Source organism: Streptomyces sp. NPDC054757 (assembly GCF_053612185.1).
Genome location: NZ_JBSHBW010000005.1, coordinates 334,337 through 359,682, shown reverse-complemented (window position 1 = coordinate 359,682; position 25,346 = coordinate 334,337). Strand labels below are relative to the sequence as shown.

General features: G+C 72.0%; 23 protein-coding genes. 16 read left to right on the top strand and 7 right to left on the bottom strand.

All coding sequences use genetic code 11. The annotated features are described in order from the left end of the window. Positions 1 to 65: 65 nt before the first annotated feature. A complete protein-coding gene (locus ACWGKJ_RS10360) occupies positions 66 to 299 on the bottom strand; it encodes a chaplin (protein ID WP_385031827.1) in 234 nt (77 codons plus the stop codon). Positions 300 to 550: 251 nt separating this feature from the next. Next, on the bottom strand, positions 551 to 961 hold the full coding sequence (locus ACWGKJ_RS10355; protein WP_385031830.1) for a rodlin: 411 nt from the start codon (positions 959 to 961) through the stop codon (positions 551 to 553). 800 nt (positions 962 to 1,761) lie between these two features. On the opposite strand from ACWGKJ_RS10355, the gene ACWGKJ_RS10350 reads away from it, so the two are divergent. The 8 genes from ACWGKJ_RS10350 to ACWGKJ_RS10315 all read left to right on the top strand — a co-directional run bounded on the left by ACWGKJ_RS10350 (position 1,762) and on the right by ACWGKJ_RS10315 (position 11,680). Then, entirely contained in the window at positions 1,762 to 2,916 is a 1,155-nt protein-coding gene (locus ACWGKJ_RS10350) for a glycosyltransferase (RefSeq protein WP_385031833.1), read from the top strand. Beyond that, positions 2,913 to 4,388, top strand: a complete 1,476-nt coding sequence (locus ACWGKJ_RS10345; protein WP_385031836.1) for an exopolysaccharide biosynthesis polyprenyl glycosylphosphotransferase — start codon at positions 2,913 to 2,915, stop codon at positions 4,386 to 4,388. Before ACWGKJ_RS10350 ends, ACWGKJ_RS10345 begins: the two co-directional genes overlap by 4 nt. Then, positions 4,385 to 5,962, top strand: a complete 1,578-nt coding sequence (locus ACWGKJ_RS10340) for an O-antigen ligase family protein (RefSeq protein ID WP_385031887.1) — start codon at positions 4,385 to 4,387, stop codon at positions 5,960 to 5,962. The genes ACWGKJ_RS10345 and ACWGKJ_RS10340 overlap by 4 nt, the downstream gene beginning before the upstream one ends. Further along, positions 5,959 to 7,629 (top strand): murein biosynthesis integral membrane protein MurJ, encoded by a 1,671-nt coding sequence (gene murJ, locus ACWGKJ_RS10335; RefSeq protein ID WP_385031839.1) that lies wholly within the window; start codon positions 5,959 to 5,961, stop codon positions 7,627 to 7,629. Before ACWGKJ_RS10340 ends, murJ begins: the two co-directional genes overlap by 4 nt. After that, on the top strand, positions 7,619 to 8,383 hold the full coding sequence (locus ACWGKJ_RS10330; protein ID WP_385031842.1) for a polysaccharide deacetylase family protein: 765 nt from the start codon (positions 7,619 to 7,621) through the stop codon (positions 8,381 to 8,383). Before murJ ends, ACWGKJ_RS10330 begins: the two co-directional genes overlap by 11 nt. After that, a complete protein-coding gene (locus tag ACWGKJ_RS10325; protein ID WP_453315705.1) occupies positions 8,380 to 9,576 on the top strand; it encodes a glycosyltransferase in 1,197 nt (398 codons plus the stop codon). The genes ACWGKJ_RS10330 and ACWGKJ_RS10325 overlap by 4 nt, the downstream gene beginning before the upstream one ends. Positions 9,577 to 9,698: 122 nt before the next feature. After that, a complete protein-coding gene (locus ACWGKJ_RS10320; protein ID WP_385031848.1) occupies positions 9,699 to 10,409 on the top strand; it encodes a YveK family protein in 711 nt (236 codons plus the stop codon). Next, positions 10,409 to 11,680 carry a GNAT family N-acetyltransferase gene (locus ACWGKJ_RS10315; protein WP_385031851.1) on the top strand — a complete coding sequence of 424 codons (1,272 nt, stop codon included), beginning with the start codon at positions 10,409 to 10,411 and terminating at the stop codon, positions 11,678 to 11,680. Before ACWGKJ_RS10320 ends, ACWGKJ_RS10315 begins: the two co-directional genes overlap by 1 nt. A 58-nt stretch (positions 11,681 to 11,738) precedes the next feature. Here the strand turns inward: ACWGKJ_RS10315 and ACWGKJ_RS10310 are convergent, their stop codons facing one another. After that, a complete protein-coding gene (locus ACWGKJ_RS10310) occupies positions 11,739 to 13,091 on the bottom strand; it encodes a glycosyl hydrolase (RefSeq protein WP_385031854.1) in 1,353 nt (450 codons plus the stop codon). Positions 13,092 to 13,597: 506 nt separating this feature from the next. Here ACWGKJ_RS10310 and ACWGKJ_RS10305 point away from each other — a divergent pair. Further along, a complete protein-coding gene (locus tag ACWGKJ_RS10305) occupies positions 13,598 to 14,092 on the top strand; it encodes a DUF5949 family protein (protein ID WP_385031857.1) in 495 nt (164 codons plus the stop codon). A gap of 60 nt (positions 14,093 to 14,152) precedes the next feature. Here ACWGKJ_RS10305 and ACWGKJ_RS10300 read toward each other — a convergent pair whose 3' ends face one another. Further along, positions 14,153 to 15,463 carry a cytochrome P450 gene (locus tag ACWGKJ_RS10300; RefSeq protein ID WP_385031860.1) on the bottom strand — a complete coding sequence of 437 codons (1,311 nt, stop codon included), beginning with the start codon at positions 15,461 to 15,463 and terminating at the stop codon, positions 14,153 to 14,155. 320 nt (positions 15,464 to 15,783) lie between these two features. On the opposite strand from ACWGKJ_RS10300, the gene ACWGKJ_RS10295 reads away from it, so the two are divergent. After that, positions 15,784 to 16,284 (top strand): tyrosinase family oxidase copper chaperone, encoded by a 501-nt coding sequence (locus ACWGKJ_RS10295; RefSeq protein WP_385031863.1) that lies wholly within the window; start codon positions 15,784 to 15,786, stop codon positions 16,282 to 16,284. Between the two features lie 19 nt (positions 16,285 to 16,303). Further along, complete coding sequence (locus ACWGKJ_RS10290; RefSeq protein WP_385031866.1) at positions 16,304 to 17,164, top strand: tyrosinase family protein; 861 nt, start codon at positions 16,304 to 16,306, stop codon at positions 17,162 to 17,164. 221 nt (positions 17,165 to 17,385) lie between these two features. Here ACWGKJ_RS10290 and ACWGKJ_RS10285 read toward each other — a convergent pair whose 3' ends face one another. After that, the gene (locus ACWGKJ_RS10285; RefSeq protein WP_385031869.1) at positions 17,386 to 17,676 is read right to left on the bottom strand and encodes a chaplin; all 291 of its coding nucleotides are present in this window, start codon (positions 17,674 to 17,676) and stop codon (positions 17,386 to 17,388) included. Positions 17,677 to 18,104: 428 nt separating this feature from the next. On the opposite strand from ACWGKJ_RS10285, the gene dnaK reads away from it, so the two are divergent. From dnaK to ACWGKJ_RS10265, 4 genes are all read left to right on the top strand, one after another. After that, positions 18,105 to 19,967 (top strand): molecular chaperone DnaK, encoded by a 1,863-nt coding sequence (gene dnaK, locus ACWGKJ_RS10280; protein ID WP_385031872.1) that lies wholly within the window; start codon positions 18,105 to 18,107, stop codon positions 19,965 to 19,967. Next, positions 19,964 to 20,644: a nucleotide exchange factor GrpE gene (gene grpE / locus ACWGKJ_RS10275; protein ID WP_385031875.1), complete on the top strand. Its 681-nt coding sequence runs from the start codon at positions 19,964 to 19,966 to the stop codon at positions 20,642 to 20,644. Before dnaK ends, grpE begins: the two co-directional genes overlap by 4 nt. A 147-nt stretch (positions 20,645 to 20,791) precedes the next feature. After that, entirely contained in the window at positions 20,792 to 21,985 is a 1,194-nt protein-coding gene (dnaJ, locus tag ACWGKJ_RS10270) for a molecular chaperone DnaJ (protein WP_385031878.1), read from the top strand. A gap of 1 nt (position 21,986) precedes the next feature. After that, positions 21,987 to 22,454: a heat shock protein transcriptional repressor HspR gene (locus ACWGKJ_RS10265; protein ID WP_385031881.1), complete on the top strand. Its 468-nt coding sequence runs from the start codon at positions 21,987 to 21,989 to the stop codon at positions 22,452 to 22,454. Positions 22,455 to 22,515: 61 nt separating this feature from the next. Here the strand turns inward: ACWGKJ_RS10265 and ACWGKJ_RS10260 are convergent, their stop codons facing one another. After that, complete coding sequence (locus ACWGKJ_RS10260) at positions 22,516 to 23,496, bottom strand: LuxR C-terminal-related transcriptional regulator (RefSeq protein ID WP_453315704.1); 981 nt, start codon at positions 23,494 to 23,496, stop codon at positions 22,516 to 22,518. A 194-nt stretch (positions 23,497 to 23,690) separates the two neighbouring features. After that, positions 23,691 to 24,653 (bottom strand): helix-turn-helix transcriptional regulator, encoded by a 963-nt coding sequence (locus ACWGKJ_RS10255; RefSeq protein WP_385022570.1) that lies wholly within the window; start codon positions 24,651 to 24,653, stop codon positions 23,691 to 23,693. 357 nt (positions 24,654 to 25,010) lie between these two features. Between ACWGKJ_RS10255 and ACWGKJ_RS10250 the strand changes: the two genes are divergently transcribed. Further along, complete coding sequence (locus tag ACWGKJ_RS10250) at positions 25,011 to 25,340, top strand: (2Fe-2S)-binding protein (RefSeq protein WP_385022573.1); 330 nt, start codon at positions 25,011 to 25,013, stop codon at positions 25,338 to 25,340. Positions 25,341 to 25,346: the final 6 nt, after the last annotated feature.

Genomic DNA, 25,346 nt, shown 5'->3' with positions numbered 1-25,346 from the left:
CCGCCGGGTCATGCGATGCCCGGCGGGGCCGCTTCAGAGACTCGCCCTCACGGGAGAGCCGTACGTCACTTGTTGACGCAGGTGTTCCCGAGCGCCGGGTTCAGCAGCGCGATGATGTCGATGCTGTTGCCGCACAGGTTGATCGGGACGTCAATCGGAACCTGGACGACGTTGCCGGAGAGGACGCCGGGCGAGCCGACGGCCGCGCCCTCCGCGCCCGAGTCGGCCATGGCGGGCGCAGCGGCTCCCAGGGCCATCATGACGCCGGCGGCGAGTACAGCAGCCTTCTTGAACTTCATGTCGATCCTTCCCGCAGCGGTGTCTCCCGCAGCCACGACCATCGCGACGCGTGTCCAGTTGCCTTTTCACGAACACCGCTGCAGGACTGCTAACGACCGGTGCGCGCCGGGGAAACTCCGATCCGCCCCCCGGCCGGCAAATGGACCCGAATGCCTGCCGCGGCATTCCTGACGTGCCGCCGGTGTGCGGACACACGCGTGGCCGCCGCGACGTCCTGTCTGCGGCGGCCACGTGGGAGCTGGCGAAGCGGTCAGCCGCGGTTCGCCGCGCCGTTGCCCGAGAGGACCGGGATGTTGTCCAGGATGTGCGACAGGGCCTCGTCGCCCTTCGCCTGGGTGGAGTTCTCGGTGCACTGCTGGTTCTGCGGCGAGGACAGGACCGGGATGTCCTGAACGGTGATCGGGACCAGGCCGACGAGGGAGCCCACGTTGGCCTTGACCGGCACACCGAGGCAGGGCTTGTTCAGCGAGCCCTGGACCAGGCTGAGCTGCGGGCTCTGGGAGCCCTTGGTGGCCGAGTTGCCGAAGGCCTGCTCGGCGCCGTTGCCGCTGGCGGAGGTGGTGCCGTCGTTGCCGATGGCCATGGCCTGCGGGGCCAGGGTCGCTCCGGCGCCGACGATGGAGGCGGTGACGGCTGCGGTGGCCAGAATCTTCTTGATCACTGTGGTCCCTTTTCTGCATTTTTGCCCGGAAGTGGAGCACCCTGATCAACTCCGGGGGCCGAGTTTGGTTCCGCCCCTTCACCCGATTGCCGTAGCGCACGAGTGTGGCGGTCCGGCCGAGTGAGCCCTTCGTGCGCGGGGTGCGCCGTGTGGTGCGGTCCACCGGGGGTGGCTGCGGGTGGGCGGGGTGCCCGTCCGTCCGTCGAATTGGATTCCGTAATCGAGCGACCGGGAAATCCCGCACTGTTTCCTACGGCCATTCCCGCACGCGCCCAACGCGTACTTCTGCTGCCGGATACGCGCCGTCACCCGTTGGGGAGCTTTGCTGGCATATGGCGGACCCGCTGCCCGCTGTCACAAGGGAATTCAGGGCATTCGGCTGACCCGCCGCACGGCGGTATGTGCGCGTCCGGCCTGATTTCCACTCTGCTTTCTGACAAAGTGCACTCCTGCTTGGGCCACTTGGGCTGCCTGGACCCCATGGGTGGCAATTCTGTCGAGACGGGAGAGCCAGTCATGCGGGAAGCGACGGGTCCGGCTGTGCTGTACGGGTGGGGCGCACGGCCCCCCACAGCGCGTTCCGCCCCGCTCCTCCCGGCGGGCCGGAACTCCGGTACTGCCGTTCCGCAGCCCGTTCCCCCCCGCGCGGCGGACAGTCCGCACTTCCGCTTCCGCGCCGAAATCCGCTGGAATTGTCCCGGCGTTCTCACCGGGCGGACGTATTCGCGCCGCTGAGCCATCGCGCTCCGCGCATCCCGGGGAAACCGATCTCCGGGTCAGGTACTAGGGGAGCCGCACACGTGCTGCCAGAAAACATTTCTTCCGGACGGCCGCTGACGGTATTTCATCTCGTGCAGCCGGTGGAGGGCGGAGTCGCCCGTGTGGTCACCGACCTCGTGCGGGCACAAGTGGCCGAGGGGATGAGGGCGGTGGTGGCCTGCCCCTCCGGCGCCGGACTGGCGTCGGCGCTCGCCGGGTCCGGCGCGGAGGTACGCCCCTGGCGGGCCGGACGGGCGCCGGGGCCCTCCCTGCCCGCCGAGACCGCGGCCGCCGCCAGGCTGATCCGTGCCTGCCGCCCCGATGTGGTGCACGCGCACAGCTCCAAGGCGGGCCTGGCCGCCCGGCTCGCCGTACGCGGGCGCGTACCGACGGTCTTCCAGCCGCACGCCTGGTCGTTCGAGGCGGTGGGCGGCGGGACCGCGCGGCTCGCGCTGGCCTGGGAGCGGTACGCGGCCCGGTGGGCCGAGCGCGTCCTGTGTGTCAGCGAGGCCGAACGGAGCGCCGGTGAGGCGGCCGGTATCGACGCACGCTGGGCGGTGATCCGTAACGGCGTCGACCTCCGCGAGTTCCGCGCCGACGGCCCCGCTGGGCCCGGGGCCGCCCCGCTGGGCCCGGGGCCCGTCGTCGTCTGCGTCGGACGGCTCTGCCGCCAGAAGGGGCAGGACGTACTCCTGCGGGCCTGGCCCGAGATCGTCCGGGCGGTGCCCGGGGCGCGCCTGGTGCTGGTCGGGGACGGCCCCGACCGGGCACCGCTGGCCAGGACCGCGCCGCCCGGTGTGCTGTTCACCGGAGCGGTCGACCGGCCGCGCGCCTGGCTGCACGCCGCCGACCTGGTCGTCCTGCCGTCCCGCTGGGAGGGCATGGCGCTGGCCCCGCTCGAAGCGATGGCCTGCGGCCGGCCCGTCGTCCTCACCGATGTGAACGGCGCCCGGGAGAGCCTGCCGCCGGGCCACGAACGGCACGGGCTCGTCCCGCCGGACGACCCGCACACGCTGGCGCGCGCGGTGCGCGAACTGCTGGCCGACGCCCGGCTGCGGGAGTCGCTGGGCAGCGAGGCCGGGGCCCACGCGCGGGCCAACTTCGACGTACGGCACACGGCCGCCGCGGTTTCGGAGCTGTACCGGCGGCTCCTGGGGCTGCCGGGATCCACCACGAGGGAGCGCATCAGCCGATGACGACGGACAGCGCATCTGCTCCCCACGCGGGCCGGGGCGCCGGCCCCGGCACAGCCGTGCCGCCGCCCGCACCCACGGTCCACCCACCGCGCGCCGCGGACGGGCCGCGGCCGGGCCGGGTCAGGCCGGCGGGAGTGCGCCGGGCACGCGCCGCGGCCCCGCTGGCCGCCGGTGACACGCTCGCCCTGGCCGCCACCAGCACTCTGGTGCCGGGGCTGCGGCTCGCGCCGCTCGTGCTCGTACCGCTGGCGGCGCTCCAACTGGTGCTGCACGCACGCGGCGGCCTCTACCGTCGGCGCCTCTCGCCTTCGGCGCTGCTCGAACTGCCCGCGCTGCTCGGCCATGCGCTGATCCTGTGGTGCGCGGCGGCGGCGTGCCTCGCGGCTGTCGGCCCCTGGCGTGTCCTCGACTGGACGGTGCTGGCCGCCGCGGTCAGCGTGCACACCCTGACCGGCTGCGCGGTGCGCGGCGCCGTCCACCGGCTGATGCGCACCGCTGCCGCCCGGCGCACCAACTCGGCGCTGATCGTCGGCGGTGGCGCCACGGCCCAGCAGATCGGTGCCGCGCTGTACGCGCACCCGGCGTACGGCATGCGGCCGGTCGGCCTGGTGGAGAGCGGGGAAGGGCCCGGCGCCGACGCCGCCGCAGCAGGGGAGGGGAGTCCGGTCCTTCCCGTGCTGGCGACCCATGAGGACATCGGCCGGGCCGTCATCCAGACCACGGTCCGCCACGCCCTGTTCACCGGCCCCGCCGACCCCGCCCTCGTCCGGCTGCTCGGCGGATACGGCGTGCAGCTGTGGCTCGTCGACACGTCGGGGCCCGGGTACGGCAGGGCCCCGGCCGACCATCTGTGGGGGTTCGCCGTCCGGCCGCTGGCCGTGTCCGGGCACCGTACGCGCCGCCGGGGCAAGCGGCCCCTCGACGCCTCACTCGCCGCCCTCGCGCTGATCGCCGCCGCGCCCGTGATGGGGCTGTGCGCGCTCGCCGTACGAATCTCCGACGGACCGGGGGTCGTCTTCCGGCAGGAACGGATCGGCATGGACGGACGCGCCTTCACCCTGCTCAAGTTCCGTACGCTGCGCCCGGCCGACGACCACGAGTCGGCGACCCGGTGGAGCGTCGCCATGGACCACCGGATGAGCGGGGTCGGCAGTCTGCTGCGCCGGACCTCCCTCGACGAGCTGCCGCAGCTGTGGAACGTACTGCGCGGGGACATGAGCCTGGTCGGCCCGCGGCCCGAACGGCCCTACTTCGTCGCGGAGTTCTCCGGGCGCCACCCCGGCTACCGGTCCAGACACCGGATGCCCGTCGGGATCACCGGGCTCGCGCAGGTCAGCGGATTGCGCGGGGACACCTCCATCGAGGACCGGGCCCGCTTCGACAACCACTACATCGACAGCTGGTCGCTCTGGCAGGACGTCTGCATCCTGGTCAGGACCGCCGGCTCGCTCTTCCGCCTTGGGGGCAGCTGACCGTGACGGCTCTCACCCCGGCCCCCGCGCTGCCCCGGCCGCGCACCGCCCGGCCCGCCGCGCCGCCCGCCGGGCCGCTCGCCCGCTGGTGGCCGGTGCTGCCGGTGGCCGCGCCCGTGCTGCTGCTCGTCGTCCCCTTCGAGTACGGGAACGGGGCCAGCACCTCCACCAACATCTCCGCGGCCGACGCGGCTTCGGCGTTCCTGGTGCTGTACTGCGCGGTACGGATACTGCGCGGCCGGACCCGCCCGCTGAGCCCGGCCGCGGCCGCCGTCCTCGGCGTCCCCGTGCTGGGTCTGGCCGCGGCCACCGTGACCGCCGCCGACCCGGTGGCGGCGCTCCCCGGGTTCGTGCGCTACCTCCAGGTGTTCGTGCTGGTGCCCGCGGCCGTCGTGCTGCTGCTCAGGGACGCCCGTGACTTCCGGTGCGTGGCCGGGGCCTTCGTCGTACTGGCCCTGTTCCAGGGCGGGTTCGGCGTCGTGCAGTACGCCACCGGCAGCGGGGCCTCGTACATGGGCTCCGACATCCGGGCCGTCGGCACCTTCGGGCCCACCGACGTCATGGGTATGGCCACCATCGTGGCCTTCGGGGTGGTCGTCGCCACCGGGCACGCGCTGCGCCCGCCGCCCGGTGCGCCCCGCTGGGTCCGCCCGGCCGCGCTCGCCGCCGCGGTGGCGCTGGTGCCGCCCCTGGCGTTCTCCTTCAGCCGTGGCGCGTGGATCGCCACGGTGGCCGCGGTGCTCGCCGTCGTCCTGCTCGCCGGGTGGCGCACGGCGGTGCGGGCGCTGGCCGCCGTGGTCGCCGCCGCCGTGGTGCTGGTCGGCGGGTTCGGAGTCGGCTCGCAGCTCATCACCGAGCGGCTCGGCTCGATCACCCAGGTCACCGCGGCCCCCGACCAGTCGGTCACCGACCGGTACACGATGTGGGCGGCGGCGGTCGGGATGTGGCGCGACGAGCCCGCGACGGGCGTCGGCCTCAAGGGCTTCCCCGCCTACCGCGACGGACACGCCTCGCTGGGGCTCTCGTCGGGCTCCGACACGGCGGGCGCCGGCCACGCGTACCAGCGCCAGCCGCTGCTCTCGCCGCACAACATGTATCTGCTGGTCCTCGGCGAACAGGGGCTCGTCGGGACCACCGCGCTGGCCGGCAGCTGGGCCGCCCTCCTGGTGGGCGGGGCACGCCGGCTGTACGCGGTACGGAGACGCCGCGCTGCGGCCGTCGACTGCGGGCTCGTCGCCGTGGGGCTGATGCTCTGGCAGACGGTCGACTTCCTGTACGCGGACATCGGCGGCCCCTCCACCGCGCTCACCGGCATCGTCTTCGGGCTCATCGCCTGGTGGGCCCTGGCGGGGCCGGAACCGGGGCCGGAAGCGCGGGGGGAAGAAGCGCGCGGGGCGGAGCTGCCGGGGGCCGTCGGTGCTGCCGCATCGGTGGGGCCGGGGGCCGACCCATCGCCGACCGCCGAACTCACGGAAAATGTGAGGCCGTTGGATGAGTCTCCTGATTCCGCAGCGCCGACTGCCGTATCACCAGGCACCGTTCGGCCCGCCTCCGCATCGCCGGGCGCCGTATGAACGAGACGACCACCGGTGAGGGCGCGCGTGCCGTGGCGAGGACCGCGGTGTCCTTGCCGGCCGCCGAGGCCCGCAGGGCCCCCGCGCCGCAGCAGGCGCCGCCCCGGCTCGGGAAGGTGCTGGCCAGGGCCGCGGCGCTCACGGCGGCGCTGACCGTCGCCGGTTCGGTGCTCGGTCTGGTCCGGGACGAGAGCATCGCGCATCTCTTCGGCGCGGGCAGTGACAGCGACGCGTTCCTGATCTCCTGGACCGTGCCGGAGATGGCGTCCACGCTGCTCATCGAGGACGCGATGGCGCTGGTGCTCGTGCCGGCCTTCGCCCACGCGCTGGCCCGGCGCGCCGCGGGAGAGCACCCCGACCCCGTACGGAGTCTGGTCTCCGCCACCCTGCCGCGCCTCCTCGTCCTGCTCGGCTGCACCACCGGGGTCCTCGTGCTCGGCGCCCCGGTGATCGTGGACCTTCTGGCGCCCGGTCTCGCCGAGCCTGGGGTGGCCGTCGCGTGCACCCGGCTGACCGCACTGACCGTGCTCTCGTTCGGGGTCACCGGCTATCTCAGCGCCGCGCTGCGGGCCCACCGCAGCTATCTGCCGCCCGCCACGATCTACGCCGCCTACAACGTCGGCATCATCGCCACCATGGTGGTGCTGCACTCCCTGTGGGGGGTGCGGGCGGCCGCCGCCGGGGTCGCCGCGGGCAGCGTCCTGATGGTGCTGGTCCAACTGCCCTCCTTCGTACGGCACATGGCGGTACGGCCCACCGGCGGCGACCTGCTCATGGGCGCCGCGGCACCGGCCGCGCCCACCGCCCGGCCCGCGCTGCCCGCCGTACTGGCGCCCGTCGTCGTCTTCACCGTCTGCCGCCAGTCCCAGGTCCTCATCGAGCGGTTCCTGGCCGCCTCGCTGCCCGCCGGGTCCATCTCGCACCTGAACTACGCGCAGAAGGTCGCGCAGGTGCCGATGATGCTGTCGCTGATGATCTGCACGGTCACCTTCCCGGTGGTCGCCAAGGCCGTCGCCGACGGCGAGGGCGACCAGGCGCGCCGCCGGGTCGAGCGCGATCTGGCGCTGGCCGGGGTCGTGGTGCTGACCGGCGCCGCGGTGGTCATCGCCTACGCCCCGCAGATCATCGACATCCTCTTCCAGCGGGGTGCCTTCAGCCCCGCCGACACCGCTTCCACCGCGTCCATCATGCGGGTCTACGCCCTCGGGCTGCTCGGCCAGTGCCTGGTCGGGGCGCTGGGCCGGCCCTTCTTCTCGGCGGTACGGCCCACCTGGTTCCCGGCCGCCGCGATGGCCGCCGGGCTCCTCGTCAACGCGGTCGCCGGTGCCCTCACCGTCGCCCCGTGGGGCGTGTACGGCATCGCCGCATCCAACGCCCTGGGGATCACCGTCACCGCCGTGCTCCTGCTCCGCGGGCTCGGCTCGCGGGTCGTCTCCATCCACGTACGCGGGGTCGCCGTGACCCTCGCCAGGCTGTCCGCCGCCGCTGCCGTGGCCTGTGCGGCGGGCCTGCTGCTCGGCCCGCTGGTGCCCGGTGCGGTGGCGAGCCTGGCAGCCGGGTGCCTGCTGGTGCCCACCGTGTTCGCGGCGGCGGCGCTCGCGCTGCGCGCCCCCGAAGTCGTCGGCCTGCTCGATCTCACCAAGCAAAGGTTCCGCCATGTCCGCTGACACGGCGTCACGCGACGCCGCCCCGCCCGCGCCCCGGTCCCGTATCCAGCCGTGGATCCTGATGTACCACTCGGTGGCCGACCCCGCCGACGACCCGTACGGCATCACCGTCGCCCCCGGGCGCCTCGACCAGCAGCTGCGGCTGCTGAGGCGGCGCGGGCTGACCGGTGTCGGGGTCGGCGCCCTGCTGCGGGCCCGCGCCGAGGGGCGCGGGCGCGGTCTGGTCGGTCTGACCTTCGACGACGGCTACCGCGACTTCACCGAACAGGCGCTGCCGCTGCTGAAGCACCACGGCTGCACGGCAACCCTGTTCGTGCTGCCCGGCAGGCCGGGCGGTGAGAACGCCTGGGACCCGCTCGGCCCACGCAAGCCCCTCCTCACCGAGGACGGCGTCCGGGCCGCGGCGGACGCGGGCATGGAGATCGGCTCGCACGGTCTGTACCACCGGGACCTCACCGAGCTGGCCGACGACGAGCTGCGCGAGGAGACCCGGGGGAGCCGCGAGCTCATCCGGCGGATCACCGGGGCCGCGCCGGAGGGCTTCTGCTACCCGTACGGAACCGTCGACCGGCGGGCCGTCGACGCCGTGCGCGACGCCGGTTACGGCTACGGCTGCGCCATCGCCCCCGGGCCGCTCGCCGGGGACCACGCGCTGGCCCGCACCCACATCAGCCACGCGGACCGGGGCCTGCGGCTGAACACCAAACGGGCGTTGCACCTGCTGCGGCAGCTGACGGCCGGAGGCGGCCGGTGAAGGTCCTGCACATCATCACCGGGCTCGGCGTCGGCGGGGCCGAACAGCAACTGCGGCTGCTGCTGAGGAGGTTGCCCGTCCACTGCGATGTGGTCACCCTCACCAACCCCGGCCCGGTCGCGGACGGGCTGCGCGCCGACGGGGTCTCCGTCACCCATCTGGGGATGGGCGGCAACCGCGACCTGGCCGCGCTGCCCCGGCTGGCCCGGCTGATCAGGCGCGGCCGGTACGACCTGGTCCACACCCATCTCTACCGCGCCTGTGTCTACGGCAGGACCGCCGCCCGGCTGGCCGGGGTCCCCGCCGTCGCCACCGAACACTCGCTGGGCGAGCGGTCCATCGAGGGCCGCCCGCTGACCCGCTCCACCCGTGCGCTCTATCTGCGCACCGAGCGCTTGGGCTCGGCGACGGTCGCGGTGTCGGCGACCGTCGCCGGCCGGCTGCGCGGCTGGGGGGTACCGGCGCGGCGCATCCATGTCGTACCGAACGGCATCGACGGGTCGCGGTACCGGCACGACCCCGGGGTCCGGGCCGCCACCCGGGCCCTGCTCGGGATCCCGGCCGGTGCGTTCGTGGTGGGCGGGGTCGGCAGGCTGGTGCCGGGCAAACGGTTCGACCTGCTGGTACGTGCGGTCGCCGCGCTGCCCGGGGTCCGGCTGCTGCTGGCCGGGGACGGGCCCGAGCGGGAGGCGCTGCGGGGGCTCGCGGAGCGGCTCGGAGCCACCGGCCGCATCCACTTCCTCGGCGAGTGCGACGCGCTGCCCGGCGGACCGCACACCGGACCGCACACCGGACCGCACACCGGACGGCACGCCGGACCGACCGTTCCCGCCGTCCTGGACGCGGCGGACGTCTTCGTCTCCACGTCCGCCGAGGAGTCGTTCGGGCTCGCCGTCGTCGAGGCGCTCGCCGCCGGTCTTCCCGTCCTGTACGCCGCCTGCCCCGCGCTCGACGACTTCTCCCGGGAGCCGGTGCCCGGGGCGGTACGGGTGCCGGGCGGCGCCGCTGCCTTCGAGGCGGCGCTCCGCCACCAACTTGACCTGGGCGCAAGGAGGCTGGCGCCCCCGGCGGTGGCCGGCCACTACGACATCGCGCGCAGCGCGAGCGGCCTGCTCGGCGTGTACACGCACACCGTCGGGGCCGCCCCGGCCGTTCCACGCGTACGCCCGCCGTTCGTGACCCCCGTTCCGTAGCCGGGACGAAGCCCCGGCCGAGCCCGGCCGAGCCCCCGGCCGGGACGAAGACCTCAGCCGGGACGAAGACCCCGTCACCACGCCGTCACCACGCCCGTCACCCCGACCGAGAAGTGAGCCCCATGTCTGATTCGACCCGCGAAGAACCCCGCGCCGTCCGCATCATCCGGAACTCCGGGCGGGCCGTCCGCCGTCGCGCCGCCGCGCTGCCGGTCTGGTGGCCGCTGCCGCTGTGCGCCCTCGTCGGTGTGGCCGGCGGTGCGTCCTACAGCGCGCTCGCTGCCCCCCAGTACGCCGCCACCAGCTATGTCGTCGCGGCCCCCGCCAAGGGCTCCGACCCCGCCACCGCGCTCGGCTTCGCCCAGGCGTACGGCCGTATCTCCACCAGTACGTCGACCCTGGCCGCGGCCCAGCGCGCGGCGGGTGTCCCGGCACGGACGCTGGGCCGGCACGTACGGACGGAGACCTCGCCCGAGTCCCCGATGATCGGTGTCACCGGAACCGCGACCCGCCCCGGCAAGGCCGCCGACATCGCCAACGCGGTGGCCGGGGCGATCACCACCGGCGGCAACGGCGCTGCGGCCAGCACCGGCGTCCGTCTGGTCCTGTTCTCGAAGGCCGTCGCGCCGTCCGCCGCCGTCTCGCCATCGGCGCCGGTCAGCATCGCGGTCGGCGGCTGCGCCGGCGGTCTCGTCGGCGCCCTCGTCCTGCTGGTCCGTCCGCGCCGCCGCCAGTGGAACCCGGGCACGGCGGTCCCGGCGCCCGCCCAGGCGGCCGGCCCCGACGCGCTCGCCGAGCCGGGCCGGCCCGCCCAGCTGACGGAACACGCCTGATGTCGGTGGCCACCGGGACGGGGACCGGTACCGGGAACAAGGCCGGCGCGGGGGCCGGAACAGCGGCTGGTGCCAGGACCGGCACCGGGACCGACACCAGGACCGGTACCGGGGCCGGTCTGTCCGTGACGCTCTGCCGCGACGAGCGGCAGTTCGCCGCGCTGGAGACCCAGTGGGCGGCGCTGCACCGCGGCTGCGCCGCCGCCACCCCGTTCCAGAGCCACTCCTGGCTGTACTCCTGGTGGCTCTCGTACGGCACTCCGGGGCGGCTGCGGGTGGTGCTCGTACGGCGCGGGGGGCGGTTGGTGGGGGCGGCCCCGCTGATGCTCGCCCACCGGCCGCTGCCGCTCCTCGTCCCGCTGGGCGGCAGCATCTCCGACTTCTCGGACATCCTCATCGACGGCACCCAGCCGCCCGGCACGCTCGCCGCGCTCACCGAGGGGCTGCTCCGGGCGGCCCGGCACACGGTGATCGACCTGCGTGAGGTACGGCCGGGTGCCGCTGCCGAGCGGCTCTACGACCGCTGGCCCGGCGCACGGCGCAGGCTCAGCGACTCGGTCTGCCTCGAACTGCCCGCCGAACCCATCGAGCAGCTGGTGAAGCGGCTCGCCTCCGCACGGGCCCAGCGGGTCCGGGCCAAGCTGCGCAAGCTCGACGCGCTGGGGATCGAGGAGCGCGATGTCGCGGAGCACGAAGTGCCCGGCGCCATCCGGGAGTTGCTCCGGCTGCATGAGCTGCAGTGGCGCGGCCGGGGGGTCACCCCCGAGCATCTGAGGCCCCGGTTCGCCGAGCATCTGACGCGCGCCACCCGGCGCATGGTCAGGGACGGCGACGCGGTCCTCACCGAGTACCGGCTGGACGGGGCGGTGGTCGCCGCCAATGTCACGCTCCACTCCGCGCAGCTCAGCGGCGGCTATCTGTACGGCGCCGACCCCCAGCTCCGTACGAAGAAGGTCGACGTCGCGGCGATGCTGCTGCGCCGGGACGCCCGGAGCGCCGCGGAGAGCGGCCGTACCGTCATCAGCCTGCTGCGCGGCACCGAACCGTACAAGAGCCACTGGCGCCCGGCCGTCGTGACCAATGAGCGGCTGCTGCTCGCACCGGCCCCGCTCACCCCGGTGCTGAGTCTGTACGCGGCCCAGCTTGCGGGCCGTGACCGGGCGGCCGCGACGGTGAACTCGCTCCGGCCCGTGGTGGGCGAGTGGCGCACCCGGCTCAGTACCCGGCTCGGCGCCCGGACCGGCACCCGGGAGGCGGCGGACGGCCGGTGACCGCCCGCTGCCCGCCGCCCGCCGTGCCGCCGCCCGCCGTCCTGCGCTCCGCGCCCTGTCACTCCTCCGGCAGGGAGACGCAGATCTTGCGGGGCTTGAACCAGGGGCCTGACCACTCGCCCAGGTCGACCCGGATGCACCACTGCTTGTGGCCCGTCGGATGCGGCTTCGGCTTCGTGCCGGGCTGTGTACTCGGCTCGGTACTGGGCTCAGTACTCGGCTCGGTGCTCGGCTCGGTGCTGGGCCTGTTCGGATCCGGCCTGGCCTCCTGGGACACCTTGGCCCGGAAGACCTTCGACGCGTCGGGGTTCTCGTCGCACTGCCACACACCGTGCGGGCAGTAGTCGGTGATGGTCTGGTACAGCGGTTTGTGCGCGTCGAACCAGGCCAGCATCCCGCGCATGTACTCGGTGTTGTCGCCGTTCCTGTAGAGGCCCCATTCGGGGTAGGAGATCTGCTTCTTGTGCGCGGCGGCGAAGTCGACCTGCTTCTGCAGCCCGTACGCCCCCTTCACCTGGTCCTCGAAGCTGTCGCCGGGCGGCTGGTCGTACGAGTCCATCCCCACGATGTCCACCGTGGCGTCGCCCGGATAGCACTGGGTCCAGGGGATGTCGTCCGGGCCGCGGTTGGGCGTGAAGTCGAACTTGAACTTCTGGCCGGGGACGGAGCGCATCGCGGTGACGATCCGGTTCCAGTACCTCTTCCAGCCCTGCGGATCGGGGCCGCAGCGCTGGGTGTAGGTGGTGCCGTTCATCTCCCAGCCCAGCACGATCACCGTGTCGGGGATCCCCAGCTTCACCAGCCGGGTGGCCAGTTTGCGGTAGTGGTCGTCGAAGTCGCCCCGGGCGCCCCGGTGGATGAGGTCCCGGACCTCGTCGTCCGGCAGACGGTCCTCGTTGTGCTGCTGCATGGGCACGTTGAGCACGAACATCCGGTCGGGATCGGCGCGGCGCCACTTCGCCCAGGGGCTGAGGAAATCGGGCTGCCCCTCGATGTTCGACCAGACGTCACCCGGCAGATAGGTGTGCCCCACCCGCAGATCGGCGCCGTCCAGCCAGTGCGAGAGGTCGGCGATCCGTGCGACGCCCTTGGGGCCGTAGTCCAGGTACGCGCCCACCGCCGGGACGGAGTCGTCCGGTTCCGCGGGGAGGGGGCCCTTCCGCTCCTCGGCGGCGGAGTCCCCGGCCGCGGAGTCCTTGGCTGTGGAGCTCTGCGGCGCCGGGTGCTGGGGGGCCGGCCCCTTCGGCGCGTGGGTTACGGAATTCCCCGGCGCCGCCGGGGCGGATCCGGTGGGGGACGGAGCGGGAGCGGGCCTGAGCGCGCCGTACGCCCCGCCCGCTCCGGCCACGAGAAGACCGGTGGCCACGCCCGCGATGCAGGCGCCCCTCAACCGACGTCCTGGATGGGGCATGGGCCTCTCCTCGTTGACTCGTGCAGGTGACGGAACATGCGGACGCGTCGTCCGCGGACTCGTGCGCCGTTGGTCAAACCGTCTCCCCGATCGGTCGTACGGGCGCGCTGCGCTGGGCCATCGGTGCGCAGCGTGACCCTCAGTCAGCTCCATCCAGGTGAACGGCGTGACGTCCGGGCCACCGACCGAACCGGGGCCGGGCCGTGCCGGGCGACGGGGAGAGGCGGGGCCGTACGGGGAGGGCCGGGGCAGTAACGAATGCAACGGGAGGTCGTTGGTCAAGGCGTCGCATGGGAAAGAACGTTTCCCCCGCGGACTGCCCAGGGCCCGCCTGGTCTTGGGCGGTCCGCACCGGCGGCCGGCGCCCTACCGGTCATTTGCGGATGGTACGAGGCCGGTTTGCGTTCGGTTCGTGATCGTTTCGCGAGCGGTCCGCGGCGGTCGGTTCAGTCTTCCGGGTGAACGACCGCCCTGGGTGCCCCGGGCCGCCGCTAGGGTGCCGAGCCATGACCGCATCGCATACCGACACAAGCAGTGTCCAGCGTGACCAATTGGGCACCCTCTCCGTACTCGCCTGGTCCGGCGACCCCGAAACGAACAACACGCCCTATCTGCTGGCCTACTCACTCGGTGACGGCAAGGACGGCGCCGAGGCCGGCGAGGCCGCGGTACGCCTGCTCTTCCACGAACTCGGTATCCCGCTGGGCACCTCCGTCGCCGACGGCTCCCGGCCGGGTTTCCCGGTCAGGCTGCTCGTCGAGGGCGGCCAGGCCGCCGTCAACATGCCGTATCTGAGTGCCCAGTGCCCGGTCCCGCCGGAGTGGCTGAAGGCCGTGGCCGACCGCCGCGAGGTGCACTTCATGTTCGCGAGCAAGCCATGGCCGCAGGCGGTGCCGGGCCGGCCCGTGTCGGAGGAGATCCTCGGCGCCTTCGTCGGCGACGAGGCCATGCTCGCCACGACCGCGCACTGCATGCTGCCGGTCACCCAGCTGCGGAAGTAGCCCCGGGCCGCGGGGCGCGGGGCGGGACCGGGGGTACGCGCCCCCGGCCCCGCCCCGCCGTCATACGCCGCTCTTCGGCGCGGGCGGTTCGAAGGTGAACCGCAGTGCCCGCACCCTGTTGTCGAAGTTCGAGCCCGCCAGATCCGGCAGGCCCACCGCGCGGAGCGCCAGCGGGCGGCTCAGCAGCTCCCGGAAGAGCGCCTTGATCTCCTGCCGGGCCAGGTGCGAGCCCAGGCAGAAGTGCGGGCCGCCGCCCCCGTACCCCAGGTGCGGGTTGGGGGCGCGGGTGATGTCGAAGGCGTCCGGATCGGCGAATACCGCCTCGTCGCGGTTGGCCGACGCGTAGTAGAGCACCACCTTGTCGCCGGGCCGGAAGAGGTGTCCGCCCAGCTCGTACTCGCTCCGTACCGTCCTGCGGAACTGGATGATCGGCGTCGAGTGCCGTACGACCTCGTCCACCGCCCCGTCCGCGTACCGCTCGAAGTCCGATGCGAGCAGCGCCCGCTGCTCCGGGTTGTCGGTCAGCAGCGTCAGCGCGTGGGTGATCGCGTTCCGGGTGGTCTCCACACCGGCCACCATCAGCAGCGAGAAGAAGGAGCCGAGGCTGCGGGCGCCTAGCCCCCGCCCGTCCACATCGGCGCGCACCAGCGCGGAGATCAGGTCGTCGGTGGGGTGCCGGCGCCGCTCACGGCCCAGCGCCGCCATCATCAGATGCATCCGGGCCAGCGCCCGCAGTCCGCGCCCGGGGTCGCGCAGCCGGGCGCCGATGCCGCGCTTCACGCCCGCGTTCTCGGACGCGTGGTCGATACGGCCCGCGATGTCGGCGCGGTAGCGCTCCGGGATGCCCATGAGGTTGCAGATGACCTCGAACGGCATCCGCGAGGACACCGACGCCACGAAATCGTCGGGGCGCCGCGCGATCATGTCGTCCACGACCCGCTCGGCGACCCGGCGGATGTCCTCGTCGGCCGCGGCGAGCAGCCTCGGTGTGAAGGCCCGGGAGACCACCCGGCGGAGCCGGGTGTGGTGCGGGGCGTCCAGGTTGACCATGGAATCGCCGAACAGGAACCTGACCCAGCGGGCGGGCTCCGGTGTGGTGACACCGGGGGCGCTGGCGAACACCTCCGGCAGCCGGCTGGCCCGTACGACGTCGGCGTGCCGGACCAGTGCGTAGAACCCCTGCTCGGGCCTGCGCCGGGTGGCCGGACGCTCGGTGAACCAGACGGGGTGGTCGACCTTCCTGAGCGCGGCGAAGGCCGCCAGCCTCACGTCCGGGGGCAGTTGCCAGAACGACGGGTCCGCGAGATCCGCCCCCGCCGGGCGGGCCGGGTGCGCCGGTCGCCGCACGGCGGGCTGTGCCGGGAGCCTCATCGCCACGGTGTCCTTCCCCCGGGCCGCACAGCCCTGGTCCGGCGGTCATCGTGGCGCATCCGCGGCGTAACGGCCCTGCCCCCGCCGGGCCGGGCGGACAAGTTCCCGCTCCGGCGCAGGACATTCCCCCCGTACGGCCGAACGGCCGCCGGGCCGGCCGCAGTCGGGTGAGCCGGAGCCGCTGGTCGGCGCGCCGTTGAGGTGACTTGTCTGAAGAACTGTTTCCTCGTGCCGTCGTTGTCACCGACGAGCCGCGGCCCGGCGTGCATCACGCGCGTCGGGCCGCGCTCGCCAGCGGGCTGAACCGGAAGGAGTCAGGAATGGGAGCGTCCACGCGCGGCATGGCCGGGAGGGAGCGGCGGGAACGGTTGCGCCGGACAGGACACCCGGAGCGGGCGGGCCGCCCGGAACCGGTGGATTCGCCCGTGCCGGTGACCCGGCGCGGCGCGCTGCGCGCCCTGTTCGCGGTGGGGGCGGTGGGCGGCACGGCCGGGGCGCTCTCCCCGATCGTGCGGGCCGGCGCCACCGGCCGCGAGGGCGACGACGGCAAGGGGGTCCTGTCGCCGGGGCCGCCGCAGGAGCTGCGGGACGTGTTCGACGAGGTGTACCGGGGCCGCCGCATCCGGGGCAGGACGGTGGGCGACTCCACCGAAGTGACCGTCGACGGCAGGCCGCTGCACCTCATGCGGCGGGCCGACGGCAGCTACCTCAGCATGGTCGACCACTACGAGTCGTACCCGACGCCCCTGGCGGTCGCGCGCGGCGCGGTCGACGAACTCGGTTCGGCCCAGCTGTCGTTGACCTCCATGCACCAGCTCTGACCGGGGAGGTTCCCGACTCGTGTACACGCGCAAGAACCAGAAGAACCTCACCGCGGCGGAGAAGCGGCGGTTCGTCTCCGCCGTACTGGAGGTCAAGCGATCCGGCCAGTACGACGACTTCGTCCGGACACACGGCGAGTACTACGTGCCGGACGGCTCGCAGGGGAAGCGGGTGGCACATATGGCACCCACCTTCTTCCCCTGGCACCGCCGTTTCGTGCTGGAATTCGAGCGCGCTCTCCAGGCGGTGGACCCCAGTGTCACCGTGCCGTACTGGGACTGGACGGCCGACCAGTCCCCGGCCGCCGGGCTCTGGGGGGACGACTTCCTCGGCGGCGACGGCCGGCGGTCCGACCAGCAGGTGATGACCGGGCCCTTCGCCTACCGCGAGGGGAACTGGGACATCACGGTCGGGGTGACCGAGAACCGGTTCCTGACGCGCGACTTCGGCCGCCACGCCCGCCCGGTGCCGCTGCCGAGCAGGGCCGATCTGGCCCGCGCGATGAACGAACCGCTGTACGACGCGGCCCCCTGGGACTCCACCGTGCCGCACGGCTTCCGCAACACCTTCGAGGGCTGGTCGGTCGGGAACGGGCCGGCCTGGCGCAACCACAACCTGGTGCACCGCTGGGTGGGCGGGGCGATGAACACCGCGACCTCGCCCAACGACCCGGTCTTCTGGCTGCACCACTCCTTCTGCGATCTGGTGTGGGACCGCTGGCAGAAGGCGCATCCGCACGCGGGATTCCTCCCCGCGCGGAAGCTCTCCCCGGGCGATCCGCAGAGCGGCCGGGTCTTCAGCCTGGACGAGCCGATGGAGCCGTGGGGCGTGAAGCCCTCGTCGATGCTGAGCCACGCGTCCCTCTACCGGTACGCCTGAGGACTCCACCGGTACGCCCGAGGCGGCCCCGCGTACGCCCGAGGCGGCTCCGTGGGCCCGAAGCTTCCCCCGGGCACGGCCTGAGGCGGCGTCCGGTGACGCCCGATGCGGCTCCCGCCCCCGGACACACCTGTGGCCACCCCCGCGGAGGGGGTGGCCACAGGTGGAGGGAGGTGCTGCCTCCCGTCGTCTCAGCTCGGCCGGACCGGTGAGCCGGTCTCTCAGTTGCCGTAGCCGTCGTCGCCGTAGCCACCGTGGCCGTGGTCGTGCTGGCTGGCGTTGACGCAGGTGTTGCCGAACGCCGGGTTGAGCAGACCGATGACGTTGACGGTGTTGCCGCAGAGGTTCACCGGGATGTGGACCGGGATCTGGACCTGGTTGCCGGAGATGACACCCGGGGAGCCGACAGCGGCACCCTGGGCTCCGGCGTCGGCGGCGGCCAGACCGGCGGAGCCGGCCAGGACGGCGCCGGTGCCCGCGAGTACGGCGGCGGCCTTCGCGATACGCGACATTGCGTTCTCCTTGGAACAGTGGAACGGGAACGGTGAACAATCGGGGTCAGCCGCAGGATTCACGGTCTGACGTGTCGTTCAACGCCGCAGCGCACCGGCGGTAACGGATGACGATCAAAGTCGCCGGGGGCGGGTGCGGGCCGGCGGGCTCAGCGGCGGACACCCGCCGGGCAGCGGACCGGGTCGGGCGATAGGCTCATTCGGGGCATTTGCGGCGTAACGCGTCCGGCGCCGCGCCCAGGCTCCGGCCGTGCCGATCGGGCAGCGTCCGAGCCCATCCGGCCGCACCCACTCCCACCTGGGCTTCTTCCGTGTTGCGCATAAGGCCGGGATAAAAGTTGAGTGGACCCGACTCAGGTCGGTTGACTCCGCAGGATCTGTCGTGCACTCTTGAGCCAGTTCCACTCAAGTCAGCTGGAGGATTCACCATGGCACGTGCGGTCGGCATCGACCTGGGCACGACTAACTCCGTCGTCAGCGTTCTCGAAGGCGGCGAGCCCACCGTCATCACCAACGCCGAAGGCGCCAGGACCACGCCGTCCGTCGTCGCCTTCGCCAAGAACGGCGAGGTGCTCGTCGGCGAGGTCGCCAAGCGCCAGGCAGTCACGAACGTCGACAGGACCATCCGGTCGGTCAAGCGCCACATGGGCACCGACTGGAAGATCGACCTGGACGGCAAGAGCTTCAACCCGCAGCAGATGAGCGCCTTCATCCTGCAGAAGCTGAAGCGTGACGCCGAGTCGTACCTGGGCGAGAAGGTCACCGACGCGGTGATCACCGTCCCGGCGTACTTCAACGACTCCGAGCGCCAGGCGACGAAGGAGGCCGGCGAGATCGCGGGTCTGAACGTCCTGCGCATCGTCAACGAGCCGACCGCCGCCGCCCTGGCGTACGGGCTCGACAAGGACGACCAGACCATCCTCGTCTTCGACCTCGGCGGCGGCACCTTCGACGTGTCGCTCCTGGAGATCGGCGACGGCGTGGTCGAGGTCAAGGCCACCAACGGTGACAACCACCTCGGTGGTGACGACTGGGACCAGCGCGTCGTCGACTACCTGGTGAAGCAGTTCTCCAACGGCCACGGCGTGGACCTGTCCAAGGACAAGATGGCTCTCCAGCGTCTCCGCGAGGCCGCGGAGAAGGCGAAGATCGAGCTGTCGTCCTCGACGGAGACCACGATCAACCTGCCGTACATCACGGCGTCGGCCGAGGGCCCGCTGCACCTGGACGAGAAGCTCACGCGCTCGCAGTTCCAGCAGCTCACCGCCGATCTGCTGGACCGCTGCAAGAGCCCCTTCCACAACGTCATCAAGGACGCGGGCATCCAGCTCTCCGAGATCGACCACGTCGTTCTCGTCGGTGGCTCGACCCGTATGCCGGCCGTCGCCGAGCTCGTCAAGGAGCTGACCGGTGGCCAGGACGCCAACAAGGGTGTGAACCCGGACGAGGTCGTCGCGATCGGCGCCTCGCTCCAGGCCGGTGTCCTCAAGGGCGAGGTCAAGGACGTCCTGCTGCTCGACGTGACGCCGCTCTCCCTCGGTATCGAGACCAAGGGAGGGATCATGACCAAGCTCATCGAGCGCAACACCACGATCCCGACCAAGCGCTCCGAGATCTTCACGACGGCCGAGGACAACCAGCCGTCCGTGCAGATCCAGGTCTACCAGGGCGAGCGCGAGATCGCGGCGTACAACAAGAAGCTCGGGATGTTCGAGCTGACCGGTCTGCCGCCGGCCCCGCGCGGTGTGCCGCAGATCGAGGTCGCCTTCGACATCGACGCCAACGGCATCATGCACGTCGCTGCCAAGGACCTCGGCACCGGCAAGGAGCAGAAGATGACCGTCACCGGTGGCTCCTCGCTGCCGAAGGACGAGGTCAACCGGATGCGCGAAGAGGCCGAGCAGTACGCGGACGAGGACCACAAGCGCCGCGAGGCCGCCGAGTCGCGCAACCAGGGCGAGCAGCTCGTCTACCAGACCGAGAAGTTCCTCAAGGACAACGAGGACAAGGTCCCGGGCGACGTCAAGACCGAGGTCGAGGAGGCCCTCACCGAGCTGAAGGAGAAGCTCAAGGGTGAGGACACCGCCGAGATCCGTACGGCCACCGAGAAGGTCGCCGCGGTCTCGCAGAAGCTCGGCCAGGCGATGTACGCGAACGCCGAGGGCGCCGCTGCCGCCGGCGGTGCGCCGGGCGGCGAGGGCACCGAGCAGGCGTCCGAGGCGCCTGACGACGTGGTCGACGCCGAGATCGTGGACGACGAGAAGGACGGCCGTCAGGGAGGCGCCGCATGACGGAGGAGACTCCGGGCTTTGAAGAGGAGCCCGACGTCCCCTCCGGCGCGACCTCCGAAGACGCCGCGCCGAAGGCCGCCGGGTCCGACTCCGCGAAGGAGTCGGAGCCGGCGGCCCCGGCAGGGGACGCACAGAGCAGCCGGGACGGTCAGGGCGGTCGGGACGGTCAGGACATCGCGCTGACGGCTCAGCTGGACCAGGTCCGCACCGCGCTCAGCGAGCGCACCGGGGACCTCCAGCGGCTCCAGGCGGAGTACCAGAACTACCGCCGCCGGGTGGAGCGGGACCGGGTCCAGGTCAAGGAGGTCGCCGTCGCGACCCTCCTCGCCGAACTCCTCCCGACGCTCGACGACATCGGCCGCGCCCGGGAGCACGGCGAACTGGTCGGCGGCTTCAAGTCGGTGGCCGAATCGCTGGAGACGGTCGCCGCGAAGATGGGCCTCCAGCAGTTCGGCAAGGAGGGCGAGCCCTTCGACCCGACGATCCACGAGGCCCTGATGCACTCGTACGCGCCGGACATCACCGAGGACACGTGCGTGGCGATCCTGCAGCCGGGGTACCGGTTCGGCGAGCGCACCATCCGCCCCGCGCGAGTCGCGGTGGCCGAGCCCCAGCCGGGCGCGCAGGCCAAGGACGAGGCGCCGGACGAGGAGAGCGGTGGCCCGGACGAGGGCTGACGCCAGGAGCAGTGGCGACCGGAGTACCGGGAGCACCTGGGATGTCGGGAGCACCCGGAGTGTCGGGAGCGACCGGAATATCGGTAGTGACCTGAGTATCGGGAGTGACCTGAGTATCAGGAGCGAACGGAAGGAGGGACGTCGGGGATGAGCACCAAGGACTTCGTCGAGAAGGACTACTACAAGGTTCTCGGCGTCCCGAAGGACGCCACCGAGGCCGAGATCAAGAAGGCGTACCGGAAGCTCGCGCGCGAGCTGCACCCGGACGCCAACAAGAACGACGCCAAGGCCGAGGAGCGGTTCAAGGAGGTCTCCGAGGCGAACGATGTCCTCGGCGACCCCAAGAAGCGCAAGGAGTACGACGACGCGCGTGCTCTCTTCGGCAACGGCGGATACCGGCCAGGACCCGGAGCCGGCGGCGGCGGTTCGTTCAACTTCGACCTGGGGGACCTCTTCGGAGGTGCACCGGGCGGAGGAGCGGGCCAGCCGGGCGGCGCGGGCGGATTCGGCGGCGGCCTGGGGGACGTGTTCGGCGGGCTGTTCAACCGGGGCGGTCCCGGTACCACCCGCACCCAGCCGCGCCGCGGCCAGGACATCGAGTCCGAGGTGACGCTCAGCTTCACCGAGGCGGTCGACGGGGCCACGGTCCCGCTGCGGATGTCCAGCCAGGCGCCCTGCAAGGCGTGTTCGGGCACCGGCGACAAGAACGGCACACCGCGGGTCTGCCCGACCTGCGTCGGCACCGGCCAGGTGTCGCGCGGCAGCGGCGGCGGTTTCTCACTGACCGACCCGTGCGTGGACTGCAAGGGCCGCGGACTCATCGCCGAGAACCCGTGCGAGGTCTGCAAGGGCTCCGGGCGGGCCAAGTCCTCCCGGACCATGCAGGTCCGGATCCCGGCGGGTGTCTCCGACGGGCAGCGAATCAGGCTGCGCGGCAAGGGCACCCCGGGCGAGCAGGGCGGCCCGGCCGGTGACCTCTATGTGATCGTCCATGTCGACGCCCACCCGGTCTTCGGCCGCAGGGGCGACAACCTCACCGTCACCGTGCCCGTCAGCTTCACGGAGGCGGCACTCGGCGGCGAGATCAAGGTACCGACGCTCGGCGGCCCCCCGGTCACGCTGAAACTGCCCGCGGGTACGCCCAACGGCCGTACGATGCGGGCCCGGGGCAAGGGCGCCGTACGCAAGGACGGCACCCGCGGGGACCTGCTGGTCACCGTCGAGGTCGCCGTGCCGGCGGACCTCAGCGACAAGGCACGTGAGTCGCTGGAGACCTACCGCGACGCGACCGCGGGCCACGACCCGCGCGCGGAGCTCTTCCAGGCCGTGAAGGGAGCTTGAGATGAATGGCCGCCGAGGACGCCGTGACCCCTCCATGGGTTACGAACTGACCGACGAGACCCCCGTGTACGTCATCTCGGTCGCCGCTCAGCTCTCGGGCCTGCACCCGCAGACCCTGCGCCAGTACGACCGTCTCGGCCTGGTCTCACCGGGCCGGACGGCCGGGCGCGGCCGGCGGTACTCGGCCCAGGACATCCAGCTGCTCCGTACGGTGCAGCAGCTGTCCCAGGACGAGGGCATCAACCTCGCGGGCATCAAGCGCATCATCGAACTGGAGCACCAGGTCGCCGCACTCCAGTCCAGGATCGCCGAGCTGTCGGCGGCGGTGGACGGCGCGGCGGTCGCCATGCAGCAGCGCGAGGCGCAGGTCCATGCCTCGTACCGCCGCGACCTGGTCCCGTACCAGGACGTCCAGCAGACCAGTGCCCTGGTGGTCTGGCGGCCGCGGCCGAAGCGGACGCCCGAGTAGGGCACTTGAACAGGCCGGACAGCCTTTCCGAGGGCCGTCACCCCGCCCGGGGTGGCGGCCCTCAGGCGTGTGCGCGGCTGTCGAGCATCCCGGACTGGGCGATGCGGACGCCGAGTTGGACCCGGTTGGTGGTGCCGAGCACGGTGGAGAGGTGCGCGATGTGCGTACGGCAGGTACGGACGCTGATGCCGAGCCGTTTGGCGACGGCTTCGTCGGGGTGCCCCTCGCTGAGCAGCCGGGCGACGGCGTACTGGCGCTCGGAGACGCCCGCTTCGGCGGGTACGGGCGGCGCGGGTTCGTTGAGGGGGATGCCCTGGCGCCAGAACCGCTCGAAGACGGTGGCGAGGTACTCGATCAGCGCGGGGTGGCGCAGCTCCAGGGCGGTGGTGCGGTCGGCGCTCGCGGGGATGAAGGCGACCGAGCGGTCGAAGATGATCAGGCGCTCGGGGATGTCGTCCAGGCTGCGGATCTCGATGGAGCCGCCCATCTGCTTCAGGTAGTCGCGCAGTCCGGGGCTGTGCAGGGTCGCGCGCTGGTAGAGGGTGCGCATATGGGCGCCGCGTTCGCGCAGCGCGAGATCTCTGGGCAGTGCGGTGCGCAGCGCGTATGCGCTGCGCGGGCCGGGCTGGATGCACATCATCTCGGTGCGGCAGTCGACGTTGGCGCGGTCGATCGCCGTGTTGATACGGGTGAAGCCCTCCAGCACCACGATCCCGGGGCCGTCCGCGGATGTACCGGCGGTGTCGGCCGCCACGAACCGTTCCAGGACCTCGGCGATCCTCACCTCCCGCGAACGGCGCGTGTGGATCTCCGTCTCGATGTCGCGGAGTATCGAGTGGAGCGCCAGTGAGGGGGGAGTGGGAAGCAGGGTTCCCATGTCGTCCGGGTCCGGGTGCAGGAGCCCCAGGTCGATGAGGCAGGGAGCCGCGTCCGCGGCCGCGCGCTCGATGCGGCGCTGCTTCAGGGCTTCCGCGTAAATCCGGCTGCCCGTCTCGCACAGCTCCTCCACACCATGTGTGTGCTGTGGCTCGGGTTCCGTCACCTGCTTCCCCTCTCCGGACTCCGGATCTTGACGGTAGCCCGGCGGAAGAGGCGTCGCACCCCCCTCATCAAGCTGCACAGCAGCAAGTTGAGGGTGTTCCTGTCATCGCGGGCCCACCAGAATCGTTGCCTGTGGTGGATGTACCGGTGCGGCGCGGAGAGCTGCGGGACGGCCCGTATGTGCGGAGGCAGAGTTCAGCTTCCCTGCTCCAGAATGCCGGACTGCGCGATCAGATAGCCGAGTTGGGCCCTGCTGTTGCTGCCGAGCGCCGAGCTGAGCTTCGCTATGTGCGCACGACAGGTGCGGACGTTCATTCCGAGCCGGCGGGCGATGGCCTCGTCGACGTGTCCCTCCACGAGCAGTTGCGCGATGGACAGCCGTACACCGGATATCCCTTCGGGGTTGGGGTGGTACGGGATCTGGTCCTGGAGCGGTACACCGCGTCTCCAGAACTGCTCGAAGACCTTGACGAGGTACTCGACCATCCCCGGGTGGCGCAGTTCCAGGGCGATCTGGCGGTCATCGGTGGCCGGGATGAACGCCACGGTGTGGTCGAAGATCATCAAGCGCTCTATGAGCTCTTCGAGTGTGCGGATCTCCACCTTCCCGTCGGCGACGAGCTCCACGTACGCGAGAGTGCCGCGGCTGTGCCTGACCGTGTGCTGGTACAGCGTGCGCATGCTGATGCCACGGTCGAGCAGGGGCCTGCCGCGCTCCAGTGCCTGAGTGAGTTCGTGCTCGCTGCGGGCGCCCCCCGGCTGGATCGTCAGCACCTCCGTCTCACACGCGGCGGTCGCCAGATCGAGAGCGGCGTTGATCCTTCCGAACCCCTCCAGCACCGTGATGGCGTGGGTGGGCGGCGGGTTCTGCGCGCTGATGGTCATGAACGGCTCGAAAGTGTCTGTCAGTTCCACCGAGCGGCGTCTGCGGTCCCGGATCTCCCGTTCGATCGGGTGGAGACGCTGTGTGAGCGCGGCCGACGGCGGGACCGGGCGGAGCCAGCCCGCATCGTCGGGGTCGGGGTGGAGCAGCGCGAACTCCAGTAGACACGGGGCGGGGCCCACCTCACTGCGCGGGATCTTGCCGAGGCTCAGTGCGCTGGCGTAAAGCCGCGCACCCTCGTCGCAAAGTTCGGTAATGGAGTGAGGATGTGTCATGTTTGCGTAGCTTGTGGTCAATTCTCCACCCCCCAGGAACATGAATGTGCAGGAACATGATGCATCGTCCCTGTGGCGTTGACGTGCCTGAATGAGCCATCGTCTAGGAACGCGGGGGAGAGGAACACATCAAGTGAGGACGAAGCCCACTATGAAGAAGAAAATGCTTCGCTCGGTGCTTGCGGCAGTCTTCTCCGCAGCTGTGCTTTTCGGCGCAGTCAGTGCTGCAGATCTTGGGTGGGGCAGTGCGCAGGCCGCCGCCGCTCCTTCGGATCTCGGCTGGGGAAGTGTGCACGCTGCGGCTCCGCTCGACCTGGGCTGGGGCGTGGCACCGGCGACTACCGGCTCGGCAAGCGCATGACCGTCCCACCGGACGACAGAGTGTTCCAGCGCGAGATGGCCGTCGCCTACCGCTCCGGGTGGCATTTCATCGACCTCGTCACGGCGATTCCGCACCGTGGTGACTCGTTGATGGTCACCCTGTTCGGTGAGCCGATCCTCGTCGTACGCGAGGACGGCGGCGACGACGGTGACGTCCGCGCCTACCGCTGCCTGCGCAAGCCCCGCGGCGCCCCACAGCCTGTTCGCTGTGCCATCCGTTACGGCATGGTGTTCGTCAACCTCGACCGGCGTGACCACCAGTTGTTCGACGCCGAGCCGACCACAGCTATCCCCCGCAGTGCCTGACGCGAT

Bases quoted from the DNA above. Each gene is read 5' to 3' on its own strand.
- ACWGKJ_RS10360 (WP_385031827.1), bottom strand. From the start codon at position 299: ATGAAGTTCAAGAAGGCTGCTGTACTCGCCGCCGGCGTCATGATGGCC.
- ACWGKJ_RS10345 (WP_385031836.1), top strand. From the start codon at position 2,913: ATGACGACGGACAGCGCATCTGCTCCCCACGCGGGCCGGGGCGCCGGC.
- murJ (WP_385031839.1), top strand. From the start codon at position 5,959: ATGAACGAGACGACCACCGGTGAGGGCGCGCGTGCCGTGGCGAGGACC.
- ACWGKJ_RS10330 (WP_385031842.1), top strand. From the start codon at position 7,619: ATGTCCGCTGACACGGCGTCACGCGACGCCGCCCCGCCCGCGCCCCGG.
- ACWGKJ_RS10320 (WP_385031848.1), top strand. From the start codon at position 9,699: ATGTCTGATTCGACCCGCGAAGAACCCCGCGCCGTCCGCATCATCCGG.
- ACWGKJ_RS10315 (WP_385031851.1), top strand. From the start codon at position 10,409: ATGTCGGTGGCCACCGGGACGGGGACCGGTACCGGGAACAAGGCCGGC.
- ACWGKJ_RS10310 (WP_385031854.1), bottom strand. From the start codon at position 13,091: ATGCCCCATCCAGGACGTCGGTTGAGGGGCGCCTGCATCGCGGGCGTG.
- ACWGKJ_RS10305 (WP_385031857.1), top strand. From the start codon at position 13,598: ATGACCGCATCGCATACCGACACAAGCAGTGTCCAGCGTGACCAATTG.
- ACWGKJ_RS10300 (WP_385031860.1), bottom strand. From the start codon at position 15,463: ATGAGGCTCCCGGCACAGCCCGCCGTGCGGCGACCGGCGCACCCGGCC.
- ACWGKJ_RS10295 (WP_385031863.1), top strand. From the start codon at position 15,784: ATGGGAGCGTCCACGCGCGGCATGGCCGGGAGGGAGCGGCGGGAACGG.
- ACWGKJ_RS10285 (WP_385031869.1), bottom strand. From the start codon at position 17,676: ATGTCGCGTATCGCGAAGGCCGCCGCCGTACTCGCGGGCACCGGCGCC.
- dnaK (WP_385031872.1), top strand. From the start codon at position 18,105: ATGGCACGTGCGGTCGGCATCGACCTGGGCACGACTAACTCCGTCGTC.
- grpE (WP_385031875.1), top strand. From the start codon at position 19,964: ATGACGGAGGAGACTCCGGGCTTTGAAGAGGAGCCCGACGTCCCCTCC.
- dnaJ (WP_385031878.1), top strand. From the start codon at position 20,792: ATGAGCACCAAGGACTTCGTCGAGAAGGACTACTACAAGGTTCTCGGC.
- ACWGKJ_RS10265 (WP_385031881.1), top strand. From the start codon at position 21,987: ATGAATGGCCGCCGAGGACGCCGTGACCCCTCCATGGGTTACGAACTG.
- ACWGKJ_RS10255 (WP_385022570.1), bottom strand. From the start codon at position 24,653: ATGACACATCCTCACTCCATTACCGAACTTTGCGACGAGGGTGCGCGG.
- ACWGKJ_RS10250 (WP_385022573.1), top strand. From the start codon at position 25,011: ATGACCGTCCCACCGGACGACAGAGTGTTCCAGCGCGAGATGGCCGTC.